This window comes from Rhodococcus sp. NPDC019647 (genome assembly GCF_044389235.1).
GTDB classification, from domain to species: Bacteria; Actinomycetota; Actinomycetes; order Mycobacteriales; family Mycobacteriaceae; genus Rhodococcus_F; species Rhodococcus_F oxybenzonivorans.
The window spans coordinates 156,388-173,542 of sequence record NZ_JBIRXS010000002.1 but is presented as its reverse complement, the minus strand read 5'-3'; the positions used below and the strand labels follow the sequence as shown (position 1 = coordinate 173,542).

General features: G+C 65.8%; 25 protein-coding genes and 3 tRNA genes. 11 read left to right on the top strand and 17 right to left on the bottom strand.

Annotation, left to right across the window (positions count from 1 at the left end):
* Positions 1–2: 2 nt before the first annotated feature.
* The 17 genes from ACH49N_RS05350 to ACH49N_RS05270 form a co-directional block, all read right to left on the bottom strand.
* Positions 3–293, bottom strand: a complete 291-nt coding sequence (locus ACH49N_RS05350; RefSeq protein ID WP_397504434.1) for an HNH endonuclease — start codon at positions 291–293, stop codon at positions 3–5.
* Positions 290–568 carry a P27 family phage terminase small subunit gene (locus ACH49N_RS05345; protein ID WP_397504433.1) on the bottom strand — a complete coding sequence of 93 codons (279 nt, stop codon included), beginning with the start codon at positions 566–568 and terminating at the stop codon, positions 290–292. The genes ACH49N_RS05350 and ACH49N_RS05345 overlap by 4 nt, the downstream gene beginning before the upstream one ends.
* Positions 561–1,214 (bottom strand): hypothetical protein, encoded by a 654-nt coding sequence (locus tag ACH49N_RS05340; protein WP_397504432.1) that lies wholly within the window; start codon positions 1,212–1,214, stop codon positions 561–563. Before ACH49N_RS05340 ends, ACH49N_RS05345 begins: the two co-directional genes overlap by 8 nt.
* Before the next feature lie 3 nt (positions 1,215–1,217).
* The gene (locus ACH49N_RS05335) at positions 1,218–1,847 is read right to left on the bottom strand and encodes a DNA cytosine methyltransferase (RefSeq protein WP_397504431.1); all 630 of its coding nucleotides are present in this window, start codon (positions 1,845–1,847) and stop codon (positions 1,218–1,220) included.
* A gap of 110 nt (positions 1,848–1,957) precedes the next feature.
* Entirely contained in the window at positions 1,958–2,584 is a 627-nt protein-coding gene (locus ACH49N_RS05330; protein ID WP_397504430.1) for an endonuclease VII domain-containing protein, read from the bottom strand.
* A complete protein-coding gene (locus ACH49N_RS05325) occupies positions 2,581–3,405 on the bottom strand; it encodes a hypothetical protein (protein ID WP_397504429.1) in 825 nt (274 codons plus the stop codon). The genes ACH49N_RS05330 and ACH49N_RS05325 overlap by 4 nt, the downstream gene beginning before the upstream one ends.
* A 29-nt stretch (positions 3,406–3,434) precedes the next feature.
* On the bottom strand, positions 3,435–3,767 hold the full coding sequence (locus ACH49N_RS05320) for a hypothetical protein (RefSeq protein ID WP_397504428.1): 333 nt from the start codon (positions 3,765–3,767) through the stop codon (positions 3,435–3,437).
* A 117-nt stretch (positions 3,768–3,884) separates the two neighbouring features.
* Positions 3,885–4,271, bottom strand: a complete 387-nt coding sequence (locus ACH49N_RS05315) for a hypothetical protein (RefSeq protein ID WP_397504427.1) — start codon at positions 4,269–4,271, stop codon at positions 3,885–3,887.
* Complete coding sequence (locus tag ACH49N_RS05310) at positions 4,268–5,329, bottom strand: recombinase RecT (RefSeq protein ID WP_397504426.1); 1,062 nt, start codon at positions 5,327–5,329, stop codon at positions 4,268–4,270. The genes ACH49N_RS05315 and ACH49N_RS05310 overlap by 4 nt, the downstream gene beginning before the upstream one ends.
* A complete protein-coding gene (locus tag ACH49N_RS05305) occupies positions 5,326–6,192 on the bottom strand; it encodes a YqaJ viral recombinase family protein (RefSeq protein ID WP_397504485.1) in 867 nt (288 codons plus the stop codon). The genes ACH49N_RS05310 and ACH49N_RS05305 overlap by 4 nt, the downstream gene beginning before the upstream one ends.
* 43 nt (positions 6,193–6,235) lie before the next feature.
* On the bottom strand, positions 6,236–6,583 hold the full coding sequence (locus ACH49N_RS05300; RefSeq protein ID WP_397504425.1) for a hypothetical protein: 348 nt from the start codon (positions 6,581–6,583) through the stop codon (positions 6,236–6,238).
* Complete coding sequence (locus ACH49N_RS05295) at positions 6,580–6,861, bottom strand: hypothetical protein (protein WP_397504424.1); 282 nt, start codon at positions 6,859–6,861, stop codon at positions 6,580–6,582. The genes ACH49N_RS05300 and ACH49N_RS05295 overlap by 4 nt, the downstream gene beginning before the upstream one ends.
* Positions 6,858–7,367 carry a hypothetical protein gene (locus tag ACH49N_RS05290; RefSeq protein ID WP_397504423.1) on the bottom strand — a complete coding sequence of 170 codons (510 nt, stop codon included), beginning with the start codon at positions 7,365–7,367 and terminating at the stop codon, positions 6,858–6,860. Before ACH49N_RS05290 ends, ACH49N_RS05295 begins: the two co-directional genes overlap by 4 nt.
* Before the next feature lie 3 nt (positions 7,368–7,370).
* Complete coding sequence (locus tag ACH49N_RS05285) at positions 7,371–7,796, bottom strand: hypothetical protein (RefSeq protein WP_397504422.1); 426 nt, start codon at positions 7,794–7,796, stop codon at positions 7,371–7,373.
* Entirely contained in the window at positions 7,796–8,059 is a 264-nt protein-coding gene (locus ACH49N_RS05280) for a hypothetical protein (RefSeq protein WP_397504421.1), read from the bottom strand. Before ACH49N_RS05280 ends, ACH49N_RS05285 begins: the two co-directional genes overlap by 1 nt.
* Entirely contained in the window at positions 8,056–8,283 is a 228-nt protein-coding gene (locus tag ACH49N_RS05275) for a hypothetical protein (RefSeq protein ID WP_397504420.1), read from the bottom strand. Before ACH49N_RS05275 ends, ACH49N_RS05280 begins: the two co-directional genes overlap by 4 nt.
* Positions 8,284–8,381: 98 nt before the next feature.
* Positions 8,382–8,549, bottom strand: coding sequence for a helix-turn-helix domain-containing protein (locus tag ACH49N_RS05270; protein WP_397504419.1), 168 nt, complete (start codon positions 8,547–8,549; stop codon positions 8,382–8,384).
* A gap of 168 nt (positions 8,550–8,717) precedes the next feature.
* Between ACH49N_RS05270 and ACH49N_RS05265 the strand changes: the two genes are divergently transcribed.
* The 11 genes from ACH49N_RS05265 (at position 8,718) to ACH49N_RS05215 (ending at position 16,927) form a co-directional block, all read left to right on the top strand.
* Positions 8,718–9,038 (top strand): helix-turn-helix domain-containing protein, encoded by a 321-nt coding sequence (locus ACH49N_RS05265; protein ID WP_397504418.1) that lies wholly within the window; start codon positions 8,718–8,720, stop codon positions 9,036–9,038.
* Positions 9,039–9,389: 351 nt separating this feature from the next.
* Complete coding sequence (locus ACH49N_RS05260; RefSeq protein WP_250770647.1) at positions 9,390–10,046, top strand: TetR/AcrR family transcriptional regulator; 657 nt, start codon at positions 9,390–9,392, stop codon at positions 10,044–10,046.
* Between the two features lie 98 nt (positions 10,047–10,144).
* A tRNA-Glu gene (locus tag ACH49N_RS05255) sits at positions 10,145–10,217 on the top strand.
* A gap of 110 nt (positions 10,218–10,327) precedes the next feature.
* Positions 10,328–10,401 (top strand) — tRNA-Asp (locus ACH49N_RS05250).
* Between the two features lie 66 nt (positions 10,402–10,467).
* A tRNA-Phe gene (locus ACH49N_RS05245) sits at positions 10,468–10,544 on the top strand.
* 187 nt (positions 10,545–10,731) lie between these two features.
* A complete protein-coding gene (locus tag ACH49N_RS05240) occupies positions 10,732–11,385 on the top strand; it encodes a TetR family transcriptional regulator (protein WP_358270981.1) in 654 nt (217 codons plus the stop codon).
* 869 nt (positions 11,386–12,254) lie between these two features.
* A complete protein-coding gene (locus ACH49N_RS05235) occupies positions 12,255–13,073 on the top strand; it encodes an SDR family oxidoreductase (protein WP_358270979.1) in 819 nt (272 codons plus the stop codon).
* On the top strand, positions 13,070–13,885 hold the full coding sequence (locus ACH49N_RS05230; RefSeq protein WP_358270977.1) for an enoyl-CoA hydratase-related protein: 816 nt from the start codon (positions 13,070–13,072) through the stop codon (positions 13,883–13,885). The genes ACH49N_RS05235 and ACH49N_RS05230 overlap by 4 nt, the downstream gene beginning before the upstream one ends.
* Positions 13,863–15,116, top strand: coding sequence for an acyl-CoA dehydrogenase family protein (locus ACH49N_RS05225; protein WP_358270976.1), 1,254 nt, complete (start codon positions 13,863–13,865; stop codon positions 15,114–15,116). The genes ACH49N_RS05230 and ACH49N_RS05225 overlap by 23 nt, the downstream gene beginning before the upstream one ends.
* A gap of 1 nt (position 15,117) precedes the next feature.
* Entirely contained in the window at positions 15,118–15,900 is a 783-nt protein-coding gene (locus ACH49N_RS05220) for an SDR family oxidoreductase (protein ID WP_358270974.1), read from the top strand.
* The gene (locus tag ACH49N_RS05215; RefSeq protein WP_358270972.1) at positions 15,893–16,927 is read left to right on the top strand and encodes a phosphotransferase family protein; all 1,035 of its coding nucleotides are present in this window, start codon (positions 15,893–15,895) and stop codon (positions 16,925–16,927) included. Before ACH49N_RS05220 ends, ACH49N_RS05215 begins: the two co-directional genes overlap by 8 nt.
* Positions 16,928–17,155 lie beyond the last annotated feature (228 nt).

Below are 17,155 nucleotides of genomic sequence, written 5' to 3'. Positions count from 1 at the left end.
CGTCACCAATCTTCCGAAGGTTCACCGAGCGCGAGGGGAGCCTCCCCGTTGCCGCGCGCGATATTGCAAGCCCGATGCGAGGCCCGGAAGTTCCCCGGATCCTCACGTAGTTCGGGATGGGTAGACCACGGGTAGAAGTGGTCCAGGTTGAAAGCGTCCGGCTCGTCATCTGCCGCCGCGTAGTGGATTTCCTGCCCGCACATCCAGCACGGCGCCATGGACTCGAGGCAGGCCGCCCGGAACTCCCGCTTCAGCGCTTTGTACCGGCGTGACTCGACGCGTGTCTGGCTCACGGCGCGAACCGATCGCCCCACGCTTTGATCGCCGCTTGCGCCTTCCGTTCGATCGCGAATGCGGGATGCTCGACCGCGTTCCCGCGTTCGTCGTTGACTACGGCGCCTTCCCGGTCGATCCGCCGCGCCGCGTCACGGGCCCGCGCCACGGTCACACAGTAGGCATCGAATTCCGGGCCCATGATTTCTTCCGGCGCCCCGTGCCGTTTCACGATTTCCAGCCAGACCGCGCCGGCAGTCTCCGAGAGATGTTCCGGCGGTTTGTATTCAGACATCGACCCGTCCCCGATCCATTACCCGACCACGGTCCACACGGCCGGCGTGTTGCGCCGCCGCGACCCCGTTCACTTCCACGTTCGATTTAGGTTTGAAGTCGCCGAGCGCTTCGGTCTGGAATATGCCGTCGATCACTTCCCGGTGCCATTCGGCCAACTCCCGGTCGTGGGTCACGTCCACATGCTCGAAACGCGTGTTCTGGTTCAGGTTCATGGACGTGCGGATCACTATGTCCCACTGGTCATTCCGCAGGAGCAGGAATTTAGCGTGGGCCCGTAGGGTGCGGATCCGTTCGTCCCCGTAGATCCGCCGGAACTGTTCGCAGTAGCCCGGTTGCCTGGACTGGAATCCCTGGTCGACGACCCACCGAATATTCCGGATCCGGCCTTGTTCCATCAGCTCGTCGACGCGGACCATATCGGCGACCCCGACCGTCCACGTGCAGACGTCGAGGTCCACCGGGCCCGTGTGGTTGTCGATCAGTGCCACCACCACGTCGATCAGCGAGAATTGGCCGTACGTGTAGCACGTCGTTTCGAGTCCGGGCCCGAAGTCCGCTAGCGCCGTCTTAGCGTTCGCGACTTCCCAGAGCCTCGTCGGCCGCCGTCGTGGCGCCTTGTGCGTGTAACTCACCGCGTCGGGCACGACTCAGGCCCTCACGGATTCGAGCGCCGCGAGTACCTGCCGCCCAATGTGCTCCGTGTAAACCGGCGGGATCGACTCCCGCAGCCCGTCCCGGTTCATCCAGTCAATTCCGCCCATCGCTTCCCGTGCCTCCCGCACGCCCGAGAAATTCCCGACGACGTGCATAAACTCGCCAGCGACAGGCGGACGCCCCATTTTCGTCGTACGCGCCACATGCTCCGGATGCTCCGGGACGTCCAGCTCGAGACTCGACTCAAACAACCGGTGCCGGTACGTGCGAAGTCCGAACATGGCCCCACACAGCTCGATCGGATCCCGCAACGGTGCCCCGGGGACGTTCTCGATCACGTACGGGATCCCCTCTGGGATCAGCGAACGTGTCGCGTCGACGTAGTCCGGATGATCGTTCCCGCGGATCTTCTGCGCGTTCGTAAACGCTTGGCAAGGCGGAGACGCGTGGATCGCGTCGAATTCGTGACCATGCTCGAGTAGGTACGCGAGCGCGTCGCCCTGATGGAACTCGAACGGGTACCGCGGTTGTGGGTCAATGTCGACGCCGACGACGTCGAACCCGGCCCGGTGGTAACCCATCGCCGCGCCGCCTTGGCAGCAGTACAGGTCAAGAATTCTCACTGTCGCGTTCTCCTGATTTGGTTCGGTTCCGGGATGGAAGGCGCCGACCGGATCGGGGGGGACAGCTCCGGCCGGCGCCTACGACGAACTATCGCACCCGCCGCCCAGAATCACAACGTGATCGGATCCGCCGGCGTGTCGCGGACGTCACCGACGACCGTCTCAGCGCGCTTGTGAGCGATTGGCACACCCACGCCCGGCCACTCACCCGCGAGGGGCCCCAATCGGCCGCCCTGGTCCGCGAGAGCTACCCGCGCGGCCCGTCGCGCGATCAGCACCGAGCCGAGCCGCAGCGGACCGAGCAGGAACACCAACCGCCGCGCCGCGTCGACGTCGTCGCGGAGCCGGCCGACGATGTGCTGGTTACACCACCCGCAGACCAGGCCCCGAACGCACTTCCCGCAGGCCGGGAGCTCCGGACAGCACGCGTGATCGTGGTCGACCGCGAGCCGCTTCGCCTTCCCCGTCGCGGTTTGGCAGATGAAGCAACGGCCGCCTTGAGCTTCCAGAATCTCCGCGTACTCGCCAGGCTGGAGCCCGAACAGCCGGCACACCCGCCGGTCGTGGGCCCGGTCCTTCGCCGCCTTCACCGCGTCCCGGTTGTGTGACGCGCACCGTGGGCCCGGGAACGGTGCCGGCCGCCGTCCCGCGATCTTCCGGCCCGTCTCGGTGCCCTCGAGCTCGACGGGAATCTCCGCCAGGCAGTCGACGCACGGCCGCCCCTGTCGCCGCGTCATTCGCCGACCACCCGCAGCGCCGGCCGATGGTTGCACCGGACGTTCGTCGCCGACCGGTCGGTGTCGAACGCCCAGCCGTAATCGTCGCACCAGCCGCACGCCATGACCGCGTTACGCCGCTCGAGCGCCTGGAGCCGCAGCCGCTCGACGTGATCCGCTTCCCAGGCTTCCCAAGCGCGCCGCGCGTCAGCGCAGGCGCCGCACGCCGGGACGTTCGTCGCGTCGTGGTGGATAGTGCATCGCTTTGAGGGAGGGACGTCAGGAACGGCGCCCACGTAACGTTCCCTACTTACGTAACCCCTAGATTCTTTTACGGGATACGGGACGGGAGACACCCTAGGTGTCCCGTCGATAGGCCCAATATGTCCCGTCGACACGTGTCCAGTTTCGTTATCCCCAGAGTTATCAACAGAATCCACAGGACACTTAGGTGTCCCGTCGTTCCCGTCGACTCCGAAGTTATCCACAGGTTCCACGGGACACGTAGGTGTCCCGTCGTTTCCGTTATCCACAGCCCCGAAATCCTCTCCGTCGACGTCGTCGCGAGCCCCGTCCGGCCCGAAACGAACGATCCGATACGTGTTCGACACACCGCCGGCGACACCCTTGTTTCCCTTCGCCACCAACTCGACGACGCCGGCCGACACCAAGTCCGACACCGCCCGCGACGCGGTCCGCTCAGACGCGCCCAGGACGGCCGCCAGACGCACCCGGGACACCCGGCCCACCCGGTTGTCCCGACACGCCTCCGCGATCGTCAGCAACGCCAGGAACCCGCGCGGAGTCACACCCCCCGCGCGGAGCTCCACCGCGTTGTCCATCACTTCACCCACTAGCCGGCCGGACATAGCTAAGCGATCCGCCCGACCCGCCGAGCAGCGCGGCCACCGGTCCGCAGCACCGGAGCGCCCGTCCGGATCGCCGTCTCACGCGCGAAGTACTGCACCGCCGCAGCCGGATCCGCCGGCCGCCGGCCGCCACTGGTCCCCGGAAGCGCATAGATCGGGCCCGCTTTCGCCCGCAGCTCCGGCCACGACAGCGACGCCAACGGGAAGTCGCACAGCCAGCGGCCCGTCGAGAGATCCTGAAGCCAGGCCCGCCCGTCGACGTCCCACACCAACGCGTGATAGCCGGGCCCCTCGAGCTCCGGCCCCCGTACATCATTCAGAACGTTCTTCGTCATCACTTGCCCCTTGGGATAGGCAACGCCGGCCGCAGACGACCGGCGTCACTCGAGTTACACCGCAGACCCAGCACCAGCGCGCCGCCGGCGGATCCGCGAATAGATCCAGTTGTTCAGTCACGACGCGGCCGGCGGCCCCGGTTTCTGTTTGCGCCGATACCGCCACCGCCGCACTTCGCCGGCCACGACGCCGTCGATAGTCAGGCCCACCCGGTCGACGTCCGCCAGCCATGCCCGGCACGCGTCGCGGACGGGACAGATCCCGCAGAGCCGCGCCGCCTTTTCCTGCCGGACACGCTTCGCCCGCCACCCTTCGCCGTCCGCGTCGCCTTCCCACAACGTGATCCGGTCCGCTTTGGTGGGACGGAATTCCGCGCGCCGGCAGATCGCCGAGGACTCCGGCGTGTCGCCGCCGGCCCGGTCCATCGCCCGCTCAAACGGGACGAACGCCGGCCCGGTGTCAGACGTGCCGACGAACCCGCCCGGCACTTCGCGCACAGTCACTTCGCGGACTCCGCCGCGTTCTCGTCGAGCAACACCACGACGTCGGCGAGCTCCGCCGTCGTCACGTCGTCCCAGCTATTGACCGCCCGCCCGAGCTGGCCCGTCAGGAACGCGCCGCGTTGCTCGTCCGTCGCGTAGCCGGCATCTTCCATTCGCCGAAGGGCAGCATGAAGGAGGTCAGCCCGTTTCCCCGTGTCCGGCTCCGCGGCCGGCTTGCTCGTCTCCGCCTCCGCAGCAGGCCCCGAATCCTCCGAAGGTGAAGGGGCCGGGTCCGCCGCCTGGTCGATCGCCGCCGCTTCCGCCGCTTTCCTCGCGAGCATCCGCTCCCGAAGCCCGGCAGCACCGCGCCGCGACTCGACCCGCGTCCGCGTCTCAACCAGGGCCCCGTGTTCGTCGATCACCTGGACGGCATCCTCGAGGACCATTCCAGAGAAATCGCTGGGATACGCCAGCCGCCACGCCGCAGCCTCCGCGCACTTCGCGAGCTGGTTCGCCGGCATCTTCCGCCACATACTGTTCGGCCGGACGTTGTCACCGGATCCGCTCGTCTGGACATACTCCGAATAGAGCGCCGTCGCGACGTATTTCATGCCGTTGACGACGATGCACACTTTCGCCGCGGCCGGCGGCCCGTTACCCAACCAGACGTCGTCCCACCCGGTATCACGACCGCGCCACAGGGGCGCCATAACCTCGAGTTCGTCGCCGCGGGCCCGCGCCGTCCGGTGCCCGAGCACCCGGTACCCGTCGATTCCGGTCTGGATTGTGTAGACCGTCACCCAGTTGTCGACCCATTTACGCGACGCGTCGTCAAACTTCTTCTGGTTCGTCCGCCGGCCAATCATGTAAATCTGTTTCGCGAACGGGTCGAGCCCGGTTCGCTTCGCCTGATGGAAGAACAGGTCGATATCGCCGGCCGGCGCGTTCTCGACGCCGAGCTGCCGCAGCACCGAGAGCTGAGCCTCCGTAAACGACGCCTGGTCCGGTGTGATCGTGAGCTCCGTCGAACGCGCGTCGACCAGCTCGACGTCCGTCGACGTTGCTTCGTTCTCGCTCATACCAAAGCCTCCATAGCCTTTTCAGAAATCGGATTCAAAGACACCGCGCCGCCCCGGCCCGGTTTCCGGTACGCCACCCGCTCGAGTACCGGCCCGTCCGCGCCTTCACCGGTCACAATGTCCGCGTGTTTCGCGTCGCCCATCGCGTCGAGTACGCGCGTCTTCAGCCCGCGGAGCCGCTTCTCGACGTCCCGGAACTCGAGGACCGCGTCCAGGTACTCCAGCCCCAGGTCCGTGTCGAGGGTTACGCGCCGCGTGTCGTCAATATCGGGATGCATCGCCCGGATGCATTCATAGGTAGCCACGTGATCGTCGAGCTCCGGCGCCGCGTCCGGATCCTTCAGCCGCCGATAGAACTTCCCGAGCTCGTCGGCAATGTCCGTCGCCACGTCCGCGTCGAACGCGATCCGGTACGTGTGATGCTTGAAGTAGGGGCCCATCACCGTCAGGTCCGCCGGCTCTTTCGTCCAGCCCGTGACCAGTTGTTGCACCCATACCTGGACGACGTAATCCATAGGGGCCCCGGCCTCCGTGAAATCGTCGCCCCACTCCTCGAGCTTCCGCGCCGTCTTCTTCTCGACGACCTTCCGGGCCCGCCCTTTCGACGCGCGCCCATCGACCGTCGCCACCAGTGGGAACCCGAACCGGTCGCCGGCGTTCACCTGGACTTCGCCGTGGGAGAGCCGCCAGCCCGGGTTGTCGAGCTTCCACAGCTCCCGAATCGTCGGTTCGTACGCGTGCCCGACCGCGAATATGTCTTTCGGATCCTCCGGCGGCAGCTCCCCGCGCATCCGGTGCCACAGGGACCGCGCGGACTCCCAACGTGAAACCCCGTACACGGCCGCCGCTTTGGACGGACTCATGTACCGCAGCCACTCCGCCGAGCCCGGCCGGATCAGTGTCGAATTACCCATGGTTCACGTCCGAAAGAATCGTGGCCGGCGCGCACTTGTGGCAGGCGAGCCGAGTCCGCCCGGTATGCCACCCGCGGACGCGGAGCTCCGCCCAGAGAACCTCGAGCGCCGCCTCCGGATCCTTCGCGACCGCGCGGACCTCTTCCGTACGCCCGCAGGCCCAGCACCGCCCGCGGACCGTGATCCCCGGCAGGCCCGCCGGCCGCGTCCGTTTGCCGAACCGCCGCCACAACGCGACGAGCCCGCGCCCGATCAGCACACCGGTATATCCGCCGGCCACGCCGATGACCGCCAGCCACACACCGGCGCCCGTCAGGACCAACGCAGCTTCCAACGTCACTTCTCCGCCTTCCGTGTCGGCTCACATGACGCGGAGTGCTTCAGGTACAGCGGCCGGCCGGCCGCGCGCATCGCCGCCGCTTGCGACGGCTTCACCGGCGCCCCGAACAGTCGCCCCGACACCGGGTAGACGGTGTGCGTTCCGTACCTGGACGGGATCGCCTCGAGTGCCACGGACTTATCCGGGACCGTGGTCCCGCACCAGACGATCAGCGTTGAGCACGCCGAGCACGGTTCCGCGGGCCCGATCTGACCGGGAGCCCGGTCGACGCCGCTCACTGGACGACCAGCCGGACCGCGTCGACGAACGCCCGCGTCGCTTGGATCGCCATAGCCGCCGGCGTGCCCGGGCCCGGCCCGAGCCCGGCCGCTTCGTCGCGGTCTGCCCGCTCGACCGCGTCGAGGGCCCGCCCGATCGCCGGCAGCATCAGCGGCAAAGGCCACGGATCCCCGGCCGCGTTCGCAAGCCCATACCCGTTCACGATCGGCCCGGACGCCGGCGCCTGGTCCGTGTCGACCGCGGCCCGTACCCCGAACCAGTTCACCAGCGGCCCGAACGCTTCCGAAGCGTCGACGTCATGCTCCGCGACTTCGTCGAGAACGAAACCCGCCGCCTCGAATCCGCCCACGACGCCTTCCAGGACGATGAACGGGTAATGATCCGACACCGGCCCGCCTGGATCCTTCATGCCGTGCCGGCGCATCAGCTCGAGCAGCCCGGCGCCGGCCTGGTCGACCCATTCCGCCGCATCTTTCGCGAACGCGTCCCATCGTTGATTCGTCATCGTTCAGCCTTTCGGTTCAAGTTCGGTCACTGGCCCGTGATAGGCGAGCAGTTCCGCCCATTCGAGGGCCGGCAGACGCCGGCTCACGCTCCCCGCTACGACCTGCCAGGAACCGCTATCGTCGAGCTCCCACGTCCGCCCGAACCGGTCCCGCACCCAGGCGCCCGGATCCGGTTGTGGCGAACCGACGTCGAGGTAAATCTCCGCGTCCACGACGTCGTCGCCGTCGTCGAGCTCCCGCGCGTAGAGCAGTCCTTCCAGCGGCAGCGGCACCCACACCCGCGCCAGCTCTTTACCGTCGTCCAAGCGGACGTCGTCGAGGACCAGATAGCCCGGCTCTTGCACCGTCGACGCGATACCGGTTCCCGTCATGGATCCGGACGGCAGGGAGTAGCTGAAGGTAAGCCGAGACTTTCCCGCGGACCGCATCACAGCACCCCGTCCCGCGCGTCGCGTGCCGCGTCGAGCGCCGCGTCCGGGTCCACCGTGTCCGCTTCGTGGAAGCCGGCGACGTCGACACCCAACAGCAACCCGTCGCACGCGTCGCCCAGGATCTGTTCGACGTCGTCCGCGGACACCCGGGCCCCGACCACGTCGAGCGCTTCCACTACTTCCCGGCCGGCCCGCGCGAACGTGCCCGCCAGCAGCTCCGCAAGCCGGGCCCGCCGGACGCTTTCGTGCCGCGCCGTCACAGCGAACCGCCGACGACCAGGCCGGACAGGAACCGGATTAGCTGGACGACGACGCACGCGCCGCCGAGGAACAGCACCATGGGAATCAGGATCACGGCCGCCGCGTCGCCCGACTCGCACGGTTCGATCGTGAGCCCGTGATCGTCGTCCGGCGTCACGTGTTGCGGAATGGTCGCGAAGTGTTCGGCGAGCGGGTCCGCGAAGGTGGGATGGATATGTGGCATGATGTGCCCTCTCGTTCAGATAGCGAGACGATCCCCAAAATTCTTGGTGGGTTCGGTTGGTTCGGGCCGGCGCGACCTAACGGAGCGCCGGCCGCGGATCAGGTAGCGGCAGAACGCTTCTCGCGCTTCGCCTTCAGTTGCTCGACGTCCCGCCGATGGAACATGCGCGCCCCGCGGGAGCCGGGAGCCTTGAACGCTTCCCGCAGATCACCGCGTGCGACGAGGCGCCAGACGCCGGACGGTGTCATGCCGAGCGTTTCCGCCACTTGGCGAGTTGGGATTAAGTCGAGTTGGTTCGTCACAATGTGATTCTTACACGCGTTTCGACGAGAATCACAACGTGACGCGCCGGCGTGTCTTGTGAGGGTCACTAGGTTGTGACAGACTGACCAGGAAAGACGACCCAAAGTCCCAGGTAAACGGAAGGTAAAACAATGACGCATCCCAGCATCCCCGCGTTGCACGTCCCCAAGTTCGACCAGGCCGACCGCATGCGGAAGGCACTGCGCGACGTCGGTATGACGGTGACCGAAATGGCCGAGTACTTGGGCATCACCCGCGAGACCGCCGGCCGCTACATGAACGGCAGCGCGAAGGTTCCCCTTCAGACGTTGCGGTTGTGGTCGCTCCGGACCGGTGTCCCGATGGAATGGATCACGGACGGAGTCGTGCCGGCCGATCTGGACAAGGCCACCGATCCGCCGGCGAAAAAGCGCGCGTCGACGCGTGCGAAAAAGTCACGGTCTTTGGATTAAAAGTCCGTAGCTCTACCAACTGAGCTATAGGGGCGCGGAGCCAGAGTCTAGTGCGCGGACGGCCGGGATGAGAACTGGACCCCCCGACACGCCGTCACCTGTCTCGAACCGACGGGTGGGCTCGGGTGCGCACCCCCTGCAGCGCACCCGAGCCGAACTCAAATATACCACTCGGTGTGTTTTTGGCAGGGGTCTGTTTACCGCCCCATAAAAATCCTGAAGTCTGATCGAGCGCTGTTTTTCATAGCGGACAGACTGTTGTGTCGGTTTTTTCGAAACGGGCATACTGTTATGTGAGACTTCGCGTCCTGGACGTCGGAGCCCGGAACAGCCGGAGAGGGACCTACCGCCATGCCACGTCAACAGGAGCGTGCGCGACGTACTCGCGCTGCACTGGTGGAGTCAGCCGCGATCGAATTCGCCAAGCGCGGTTACGCCGCTGCGTCGGTGAACACGATTCTCGAGGGCTCGAACGCCACCAAGGGGGCGATGTACTTCCACTTCCAGTCCAAGGAAGAACTCGCCCGAGCTGTTCTGCAGGCTGGGGTCGAGCAGTTCACCGCCCTGACGGAACGCTGGACGCGTCGCAACGACCTGGACCCCTTCGAGGCGCTGCACTGCCTCGTCGTCGATCTGGCCGAGCTGTTCCGCACCAATGTGATCGTGCAGGCCGAATTCCGGCTCATCATCGAGCCCGAGTTCTACGCGGACGTGCAATCCGGTGGTTCGCAGGTGTGGGGCGCCACCGCTCGCCAGTTCGCCCTGCGCGCGCAGAAAGAAGGGCTGCTGCGGGAAGGTGTCGACACGGAGAAGTTCACCCGGGTGCTGGCGGCCTCGTTGGCCGGTCAGAGGTACATGGCGGATCTGACGGAGCTGAGGGGCGATCTGGCCGACCTCTTCGAGGAATCGCTCGAGGTGGTCCTCGCTGCGATGGCATCCGAGCAATGGCTCGAGAAGTTTGCGGGGCAGGGGTGGCCCGAATGTCGGTCAGATCTGCCCGAATCATAGTTTGACCTGGCGATTTGGGATTTTCTCGATCTGTGTCCTAAGCTATCCAAGCTCCCAACGGAACGCCGTTGAGGTACTGGTTCGGAGAAATCCGACGGGCCCCCTTCGTCTAGCGGCCTAGGACGCCGCCCTTTCAAGGCGGTAGCGCGGGTTCGAATCCCGTAGGGGGTACGTTTGACCGGTGTCGAGCATGCGGTATGGTTCGACAGCAGTAAAAGCGGGACAGCAGTAAAAGTGACATGCAGTATCGCTTCACTTGTGAAGCACAGCAGCACAAGCAAGGCCCTGTGGCGCAGTTGGTTAGCGCGCCGCCCTGTCACGGCGGAGGTCGCGGGTTCGAGTCCCGTCAGGGTCGCAGATGCGTATCCGATACCCGGTATCGGATACGCAATGCGATAGGCATTCGGTTCGGGTGCCGTCCGGCCAGGTAGCTCAGTTGGTACGAGCGTCCGCCTGAAAAGCGGAAGGTCGCCGGTTCGATCCCGGCCCTGGCCACCAAGCACACTCCGTTGTCGGATCGTCGACAGCGGAGTTTTTTCATTCCGCGCCCCACGACGACGCCACTTTCGACTATCTGCGGGACCGGTGGCTCTGTACGCCCCGGCGAGGAAGTCTTCCCGTGCTGTCCGGGTTGCCGGGCAACCGCCACCGGGGGAGGCCACGGCTGACTCGCTAGGCTGACCCCATGAGCACTGCTGAAGAGCCGTTGACCGCGGGCCGCGACGGGCTGTTGTCGTTGCTGCGTCACGGACAACTCCCCTCACGGGCAGCGAAGGCACCGCAGCGGGAGCGTTATCAGCGCATCGTCGCGGCGGCCATGGAACTCGCGTCCGAGGGTGGTTACGACGCCGTGCAGATGCGGGCGATCGCAGATCGGGCCGGCGTCGCACTCGGCACCGTGTATCGGTATTTTCCCTCGAAGAATCACATGCTCGTCATGGGACTCCTCATGGTGTTCGAGGGAATGCGCGCCCGCTTCGAGAACGTCGTGATTCCCGGGGACACGCCCTCCGAGCGGATTCTGTTCGTTCTCCGCAAGAACACGGAAGTGCTGGAAAAGGACCGACCGCGATACGAGGCGCTGGTTCGGGCGTTCATGTTCGCCGACGCGTCGGCGTCGGCCGAACTCGATGCCTTCGGCGCGCTGATGACCGAGATGTTCGCCAAAACCATCGGGGTCGAGAAGATCTCCGACGACCAGTTGAACGCAATACGCGTGATCGGTGACGTCTGGATGTCGAGCCTGGTGTCGTGGGTGGCCGGCCGCATCTCGGTGGACGAGGTCATGTCGCACCTCACTCTTGCTGTCCGCCTAGTGTTCCGGCGACTGGGCGGCTGAAGGTCGGGCTACTCCCGACAACGACTGTCGCTGACGGATGTGCACGTCGGCGACGCCCTGCAGGCACCGCTGCACACGGGCGAAGCTCGACATCAAGCCAGTGACGCCAGGACCGGCGTACCACCATCGCAGCACAGTCTGTGGCACGAAACCGCACGTGGACCGCCCTCGACGGATCAACTCCACTCAGATCAGCCACGGTTCCGCCCCGCCGGCAGATGGTTCGGCGCCAATCGTCCTTCGCTACCCACCTGCCCAGGAGGAGCTGGACCGTACCCCGTTCACCGGATTGGAAGCTGACGCGCAGGCGAGGGCACCTCCCTGCACGAAGGCTTGGGCGAATGTCCCACTAATACGGATCCGGGCGGCGAAAAAGTACCGGGCTGAACAATCATTCGTTGCACGGATTCGATTAGAAACCGGATCTGGCTGGCAATCGTACAGCTCGACTGTGGACTCGTCGTCTGAGCCAGATACTCGCCCTGCACGAGGCACCCGCCGAGCGGTGGAAGCCGAACGTCTGCGGCTACGCATCTTCTCGGTCGCAGGCCGGATCGTCCGACACGCCCGCCGCACCCCGCTGACGCCCGAACACCCCGGGCAGAGGCGATCACCACCGGACTGAATGGCCTCAACTCACTGCCAGCTCCGACTCGGCCAGCACAGATCCAACCATCCGAGACAAAAGAACACCTACCTTCAGGCCCGTGGAACCCGGCGGCCACCCGACCGTGTCGGGCAACTGCCGTTGCCGACCACCGGATCCACGGCCGAAACAATCTGAACCACCTCCACTTGAACTTGACGCCAGATTCGACTATACAAAAAGCGACGCGAGTCACAATGCACGGCGAAGGAGAGGAAGCCTCGTGAAGGTTGCACGGAGGGTCGCCATCGTGACCGGCGGTGGGAACGGGATCGGCGGAGCGATCGCCGAACGTCTCGCCGAACGGGGTGCGCGGGTACTTGTGGCCGATCTCGACCCGAAAGCAGCCACCGCGGTTGCGGACCGCATCAATGAACGGCACGCCGGATCGGCTCTCGCGGAAGGTGCGGATATCGCAGATTCCGAGCAGATTCGGCGCGTCATCGAGCGGGCAGAGACCGAATTGGGTCCGGTCGACCTCTATTTTGCCAACGCCGGGATCGGGGGAGCGCCGGGCCTCGACGCCGACGACGCTGCCTGGGATCGAGCTTTCGATGTCAACGTCCGCGCCCACATCCGCGCCGCCCAGCAGTTGGTACCCACGTGGATCGAGCGCGGCGAGGGCTACTTCGTCACGACGGCGTCTGCAGCAGGCTTACTCACTCAGATCGGCTCCGCCACCTATGCAGTCACCAAGCACGCGTCTGTCGCGTTCGCCGAATGGCTGTCGGTGACATACGGAGACCGAGGAATCCGGGTGAGCTGCCTCTGCCCGATGGGAGTGGAGACGAAGTTGATGCGCTCGGGTGAAGACTCGGGGGACCCGCTCGGCGTTGCGGCCACCCGGGCCGTGATCTCTGCGGGGGACGTGCTGCAGCCGGCGGAGGTCGCCGACATTGTGCTCGACGCCGTCGATCGCGAAACGTTCCTGATCTTGCCCCACGAGAGCGTCCTCACCATGTACCGGCAGAAGAGTTCCGACTACGACCGCTGGCTGCGCGGGATGCGCCGCTACCAGAGCTCGCTGCTGGAACACGCATGACGGGTGCGCAGCAGGATTTCGTGCTCGCCGAGCGCCGCGGACCTGTGCTGGTTCTGACGTTCAACCGGCCGTCGAAACTCAACGCCTGGACGAACGAACTCGAGGACCGTTATTTCGATCTGCTCGATGCAGCCGAAGACGACCCGGACGTGCGTGCTGTCGTCGTGACGGGTGCCGGCCGCGGGTTCTGTGCCGGTGCCGACCTGACGGACCTGCAGGCGGTGGGTGATGTCGCCGAGCTGCTGGATCGTCGGCCGCGTGACGTCCCGCTGCAGTTGCGCAAGCCGCTCATCGGTGCGGTCAACGGCGTCGCGGCAGGGCTCGGCATGGTCGAGGCGCTCTATTGTGATGTCCGGTTCGCCTCGCCGGCTGCGCGTTTCACCACCGCCTTCGCTCAGCGTGGGCTGATCGCCGAATACGGCATCTCGTGGATGCTGCCACGGTTGGTCGGACGAAGCCGCGCCGCGGATCTGCTGTTGTCGAGTCGGATCGTCGACGCAGAGGAAGCGTTGCGTATCGGACTGATCGATCACCTGATCGTCGACGGAAACGTGCTCGCCGCGGCGGTGTCGTACGCCCAGCAGCTGGCCACGCAGTGCTCACCGACCTCGATGGCCGTGATCAAACAACAACTACAGACCGACGCGGACGGCACCTACGCCGACTCCGTGTCCCGCGCGGAAGGTCTGATGTTCGACGCCTTCCGAGGTGAAGACCTCGTCGAGGGCGTGCAGAGCCACCTCGACAAGCGCACACCCACCTTTCCGTCCCTACCTACAAGGAGTTCCCGTGTCCCTGTTCGACATCTCTGACCGCGCGAAGAAGTACCAGACCGATCTGCTGGAGTTCATGGACTCCCATGTGTATCCCGCGGAGGCGGTGTACGAAGAGCAGATGCGCGAATCGGGCGATCCACACTTCCAGCCGCCGATCCTCGAAGAGCTGAAGGTCGAAGCCCGTAGTCGCGGGTTGTGGAACCTCTTCCACCCCCATCCCGACTCTGGTCCGGGGCTGACGAACCTCGAGTACGCGCCGCTGGCGGAGATCATGGGCCGCAGCCACATCGCCTCGGAGGCGTGTAACTGCAATGCACCCGACACCGGGAACATGGAAGTGCTCGAACTCTTCGGCACCGAAGAGCACAAGGAGAAGTATCTCGAGCCGCTGCTCGACGGGACGATGGCCTCGGCATTCGCGATGACCGAGCCGGCGGTGGCGAGTTCCGATGCTACCAATGTCGAGCTGTCGATGGTTCGCGACGGCGACGAGTATGTGCTCAACGGTCGGAAGTGGTTCGCGTCCAATGCGTTGCATCGCAACTGCAAGGTGCTGATCGTGATGGGTAAGACCGATCCGTCGGCGGCGCCGCACCGGCAGCAGTCGATGATGGTCGTCCCCATAGATGCGTCCGGTGTCACGGTGATGCGGGGCCTGCCGGTGTTCGGATATCAGGACCGAGAAGGGCACGCGGAGATCGACTTCGCCGACGTTCGGGTTCCGGCCAAGGATGTGCTCAAGGGTGAGGGCGAGGGATTCGCGATCTCCCAGGCGCGCCTGGGCCCGGGACGCATTCACCACTGTATGCGGGCGATCGGGATGGCCGAGCGGGCGCTCGAGCTGATGTGCCGGCGGGCGTCGTCGCGGGTGACGTTCGGGAAACCGGTCAGCGAGAACGCGAACATCCAAGACTGGATCGCCGAGGCCCGGATCGAGATCGAGATGATCCGGTTGCTCACGCTGAAGGCGGCCTACCTGATGGACACCGTCGGGAACAAGGAGGCGCGCACGGAGATCGCGGCGATCAAGGTGGCGGCGCCCAACATTGCGCTGAAGATCGTAGATCGGGCGATTCAAGTGCACGGCGGTGCCGGGGTGACCGACGACTTCCCGCTTGCCATGGCCTGGGCGCACCTGCGCACACTGCGTCTCGCGGACGGCCCCGACGAAGTACACAAGCGGTCCATCGCCACCCAGGAACTACGGCGGTACCGGGATGGCGCGCCCGCGCCCTCGACCAACGGACACAAGGTTGCGGTGAGCTGAGATGACCGGACTCGACCTCACCGGGCGCACCGCCATCGTCACCGGCGCGTCCCGCGGGATCGGCCTCGCGGTGGTTGAGGCCATCGCGGCCGCCGGCGGCAACGTGGTGCTCACCTCTCGATCGCAGGACTCGGCGGACGCCGCTGCAGCAACGGTCGGAGGAACCGCGATCGGCGTCGCTGCCCATGCCGTCGACGAAGACGCCGCCCGGCGGTGTATCGATCTGACGCTCGAGCGATTCGGCAGCGTGGACATCCTCGTCAACAACGCGGGCACCAACCCGGCATTCGGGCCGGTGATCGATCAGGACCATGCCCGCTTCGCGAAAACCTTCGACGTCAATCTGTGGGCGCCGGTGCTCTGGACGGGGCTGGCCACGAAGGCATGGATGGGTGAGCACGGCGGCGCCGTCGTCAACACCGCCTCCGTCGGCGGGATGGCGTTCGAGGCGAATATCGGCGTGTACAACGCGTCGAAGGCGGCGCTCATTCACCTCACGAAGCAACTGGCTCTGGAACTTTCACCGAAGGTGCGGGTCAATGCCGTCGCTCCCGGTGTGGTGCGGACCAAGCTCGCCGAAGCGTTGTGGAAGGAACACGAGCAGGCGGTGTCCGCGTCCACAGCCCTCGGACGCATCGGTGAACCCGAAGACGTCGCCTCGGCGGTCGCGTTCCTCGTCTCCGACGCCGCCAGTTGGATCACAGGCGAAACTCTGGTCATCGACGGCGGGCAGGTGCTCGGTGACGTTCTTCCCTTCCGGCAGGGGGTCCAGCTCGGTGTCTAGCGTGGGTATCGTCGGAATCGACACCGTCGCCGTGGCCCGATGGTTGCACACCATCGGTGTCGATTGCACGGGCACACTGACCTTCGACCGGATCGGTCTCGGACAGTCGAACCTCACCTACCTCGTTCGCGACAGCGTCGGTGGACGGTGGGTGCTGCGGCGCCCACCGTTGGGGCACCTCCTCGCGTCGGCACACGACGTGGCTCGTGAGGCCCGAATACTCTCCGCGCTGGAGGAGACCGCGGTGCCGACCCCGCGGGTGTTCGGCTTCACCGAAGACCCGGCGGTCACCGACGTGCCGCTGCTGCTCATGGAGTTCGTCGAGGGGCAGGTGGTCGACCGGATGTCGGTGGCGCAGGCGCTGGCACCCGAGCGACGGCGGGCGATCGGCCTGTCCCTGCCTCGCACGCTCGCGAAGATTCATGCGGTCGACCTCGAGCAGACCGGATTGATCGATCTGGCCAGCCACAAGTCGTATGCGCAGCGTCAACTCAAACGGTGGGCGGGACAATGGGAACAATCGAAGACCCGCGAGTTGCCCGCCCTCGACGATCTGACGCGTCGGCTCGTCGAGTCGGTGCCCGAACCACACGAGCTGACATTGGTGCACGGGGACTTTCATCTCCGCAACGTCATCACGTCCACTGACACCGGCGACGTCACCGCGGCACTTGACTGGGAATTGTGCACCCTGGGCGAACCACTCGCCGATCTCGGCAGTCTGCTCGCCTACTGGCCGGAGCCCGGCGAGACGTTCGGTGGTGAATTCCCGGCTTCGACCCTCGACGGCTTTCCCGACCGAGCCGAGATCGCCCAGGTGTATTTCGAAGAGACGGGGCGCGACCCGGAGGCGCTCGGATTCTGGCATGTTCTAGGTCTGTGGAAGGTCGCGGTCATCGCCGAGGGTGTCATGCGCCGGGCGCGAGATGAACCGCAGAACAAAGCAGAAGCAGGAACGCCGACGGTGGAGCGTATCGACGCGCTCGCGGAAAAGGCATGCGACATCGCCTCCCGAGCCGGAATCTGACTCGAGTTCTGGGCCGGCGAGTGATGACTACCAAGACCACGCCGTTGGTCAGCGGCGTTCTCGGACAAGCACGGTTTCACCTCAACAGGTTTGAGACAAAACTCGGATGCTAGCCGTCGAGGTTGAGCGGGAGACCGATCCAGGCGGACGCCACCGCCGGGCTGCTCTCCGGCGCAGGTTTCGCCAGCTTCGGTGACAGCCGTTCTCGAATCCTCCAGTCCAGCAACA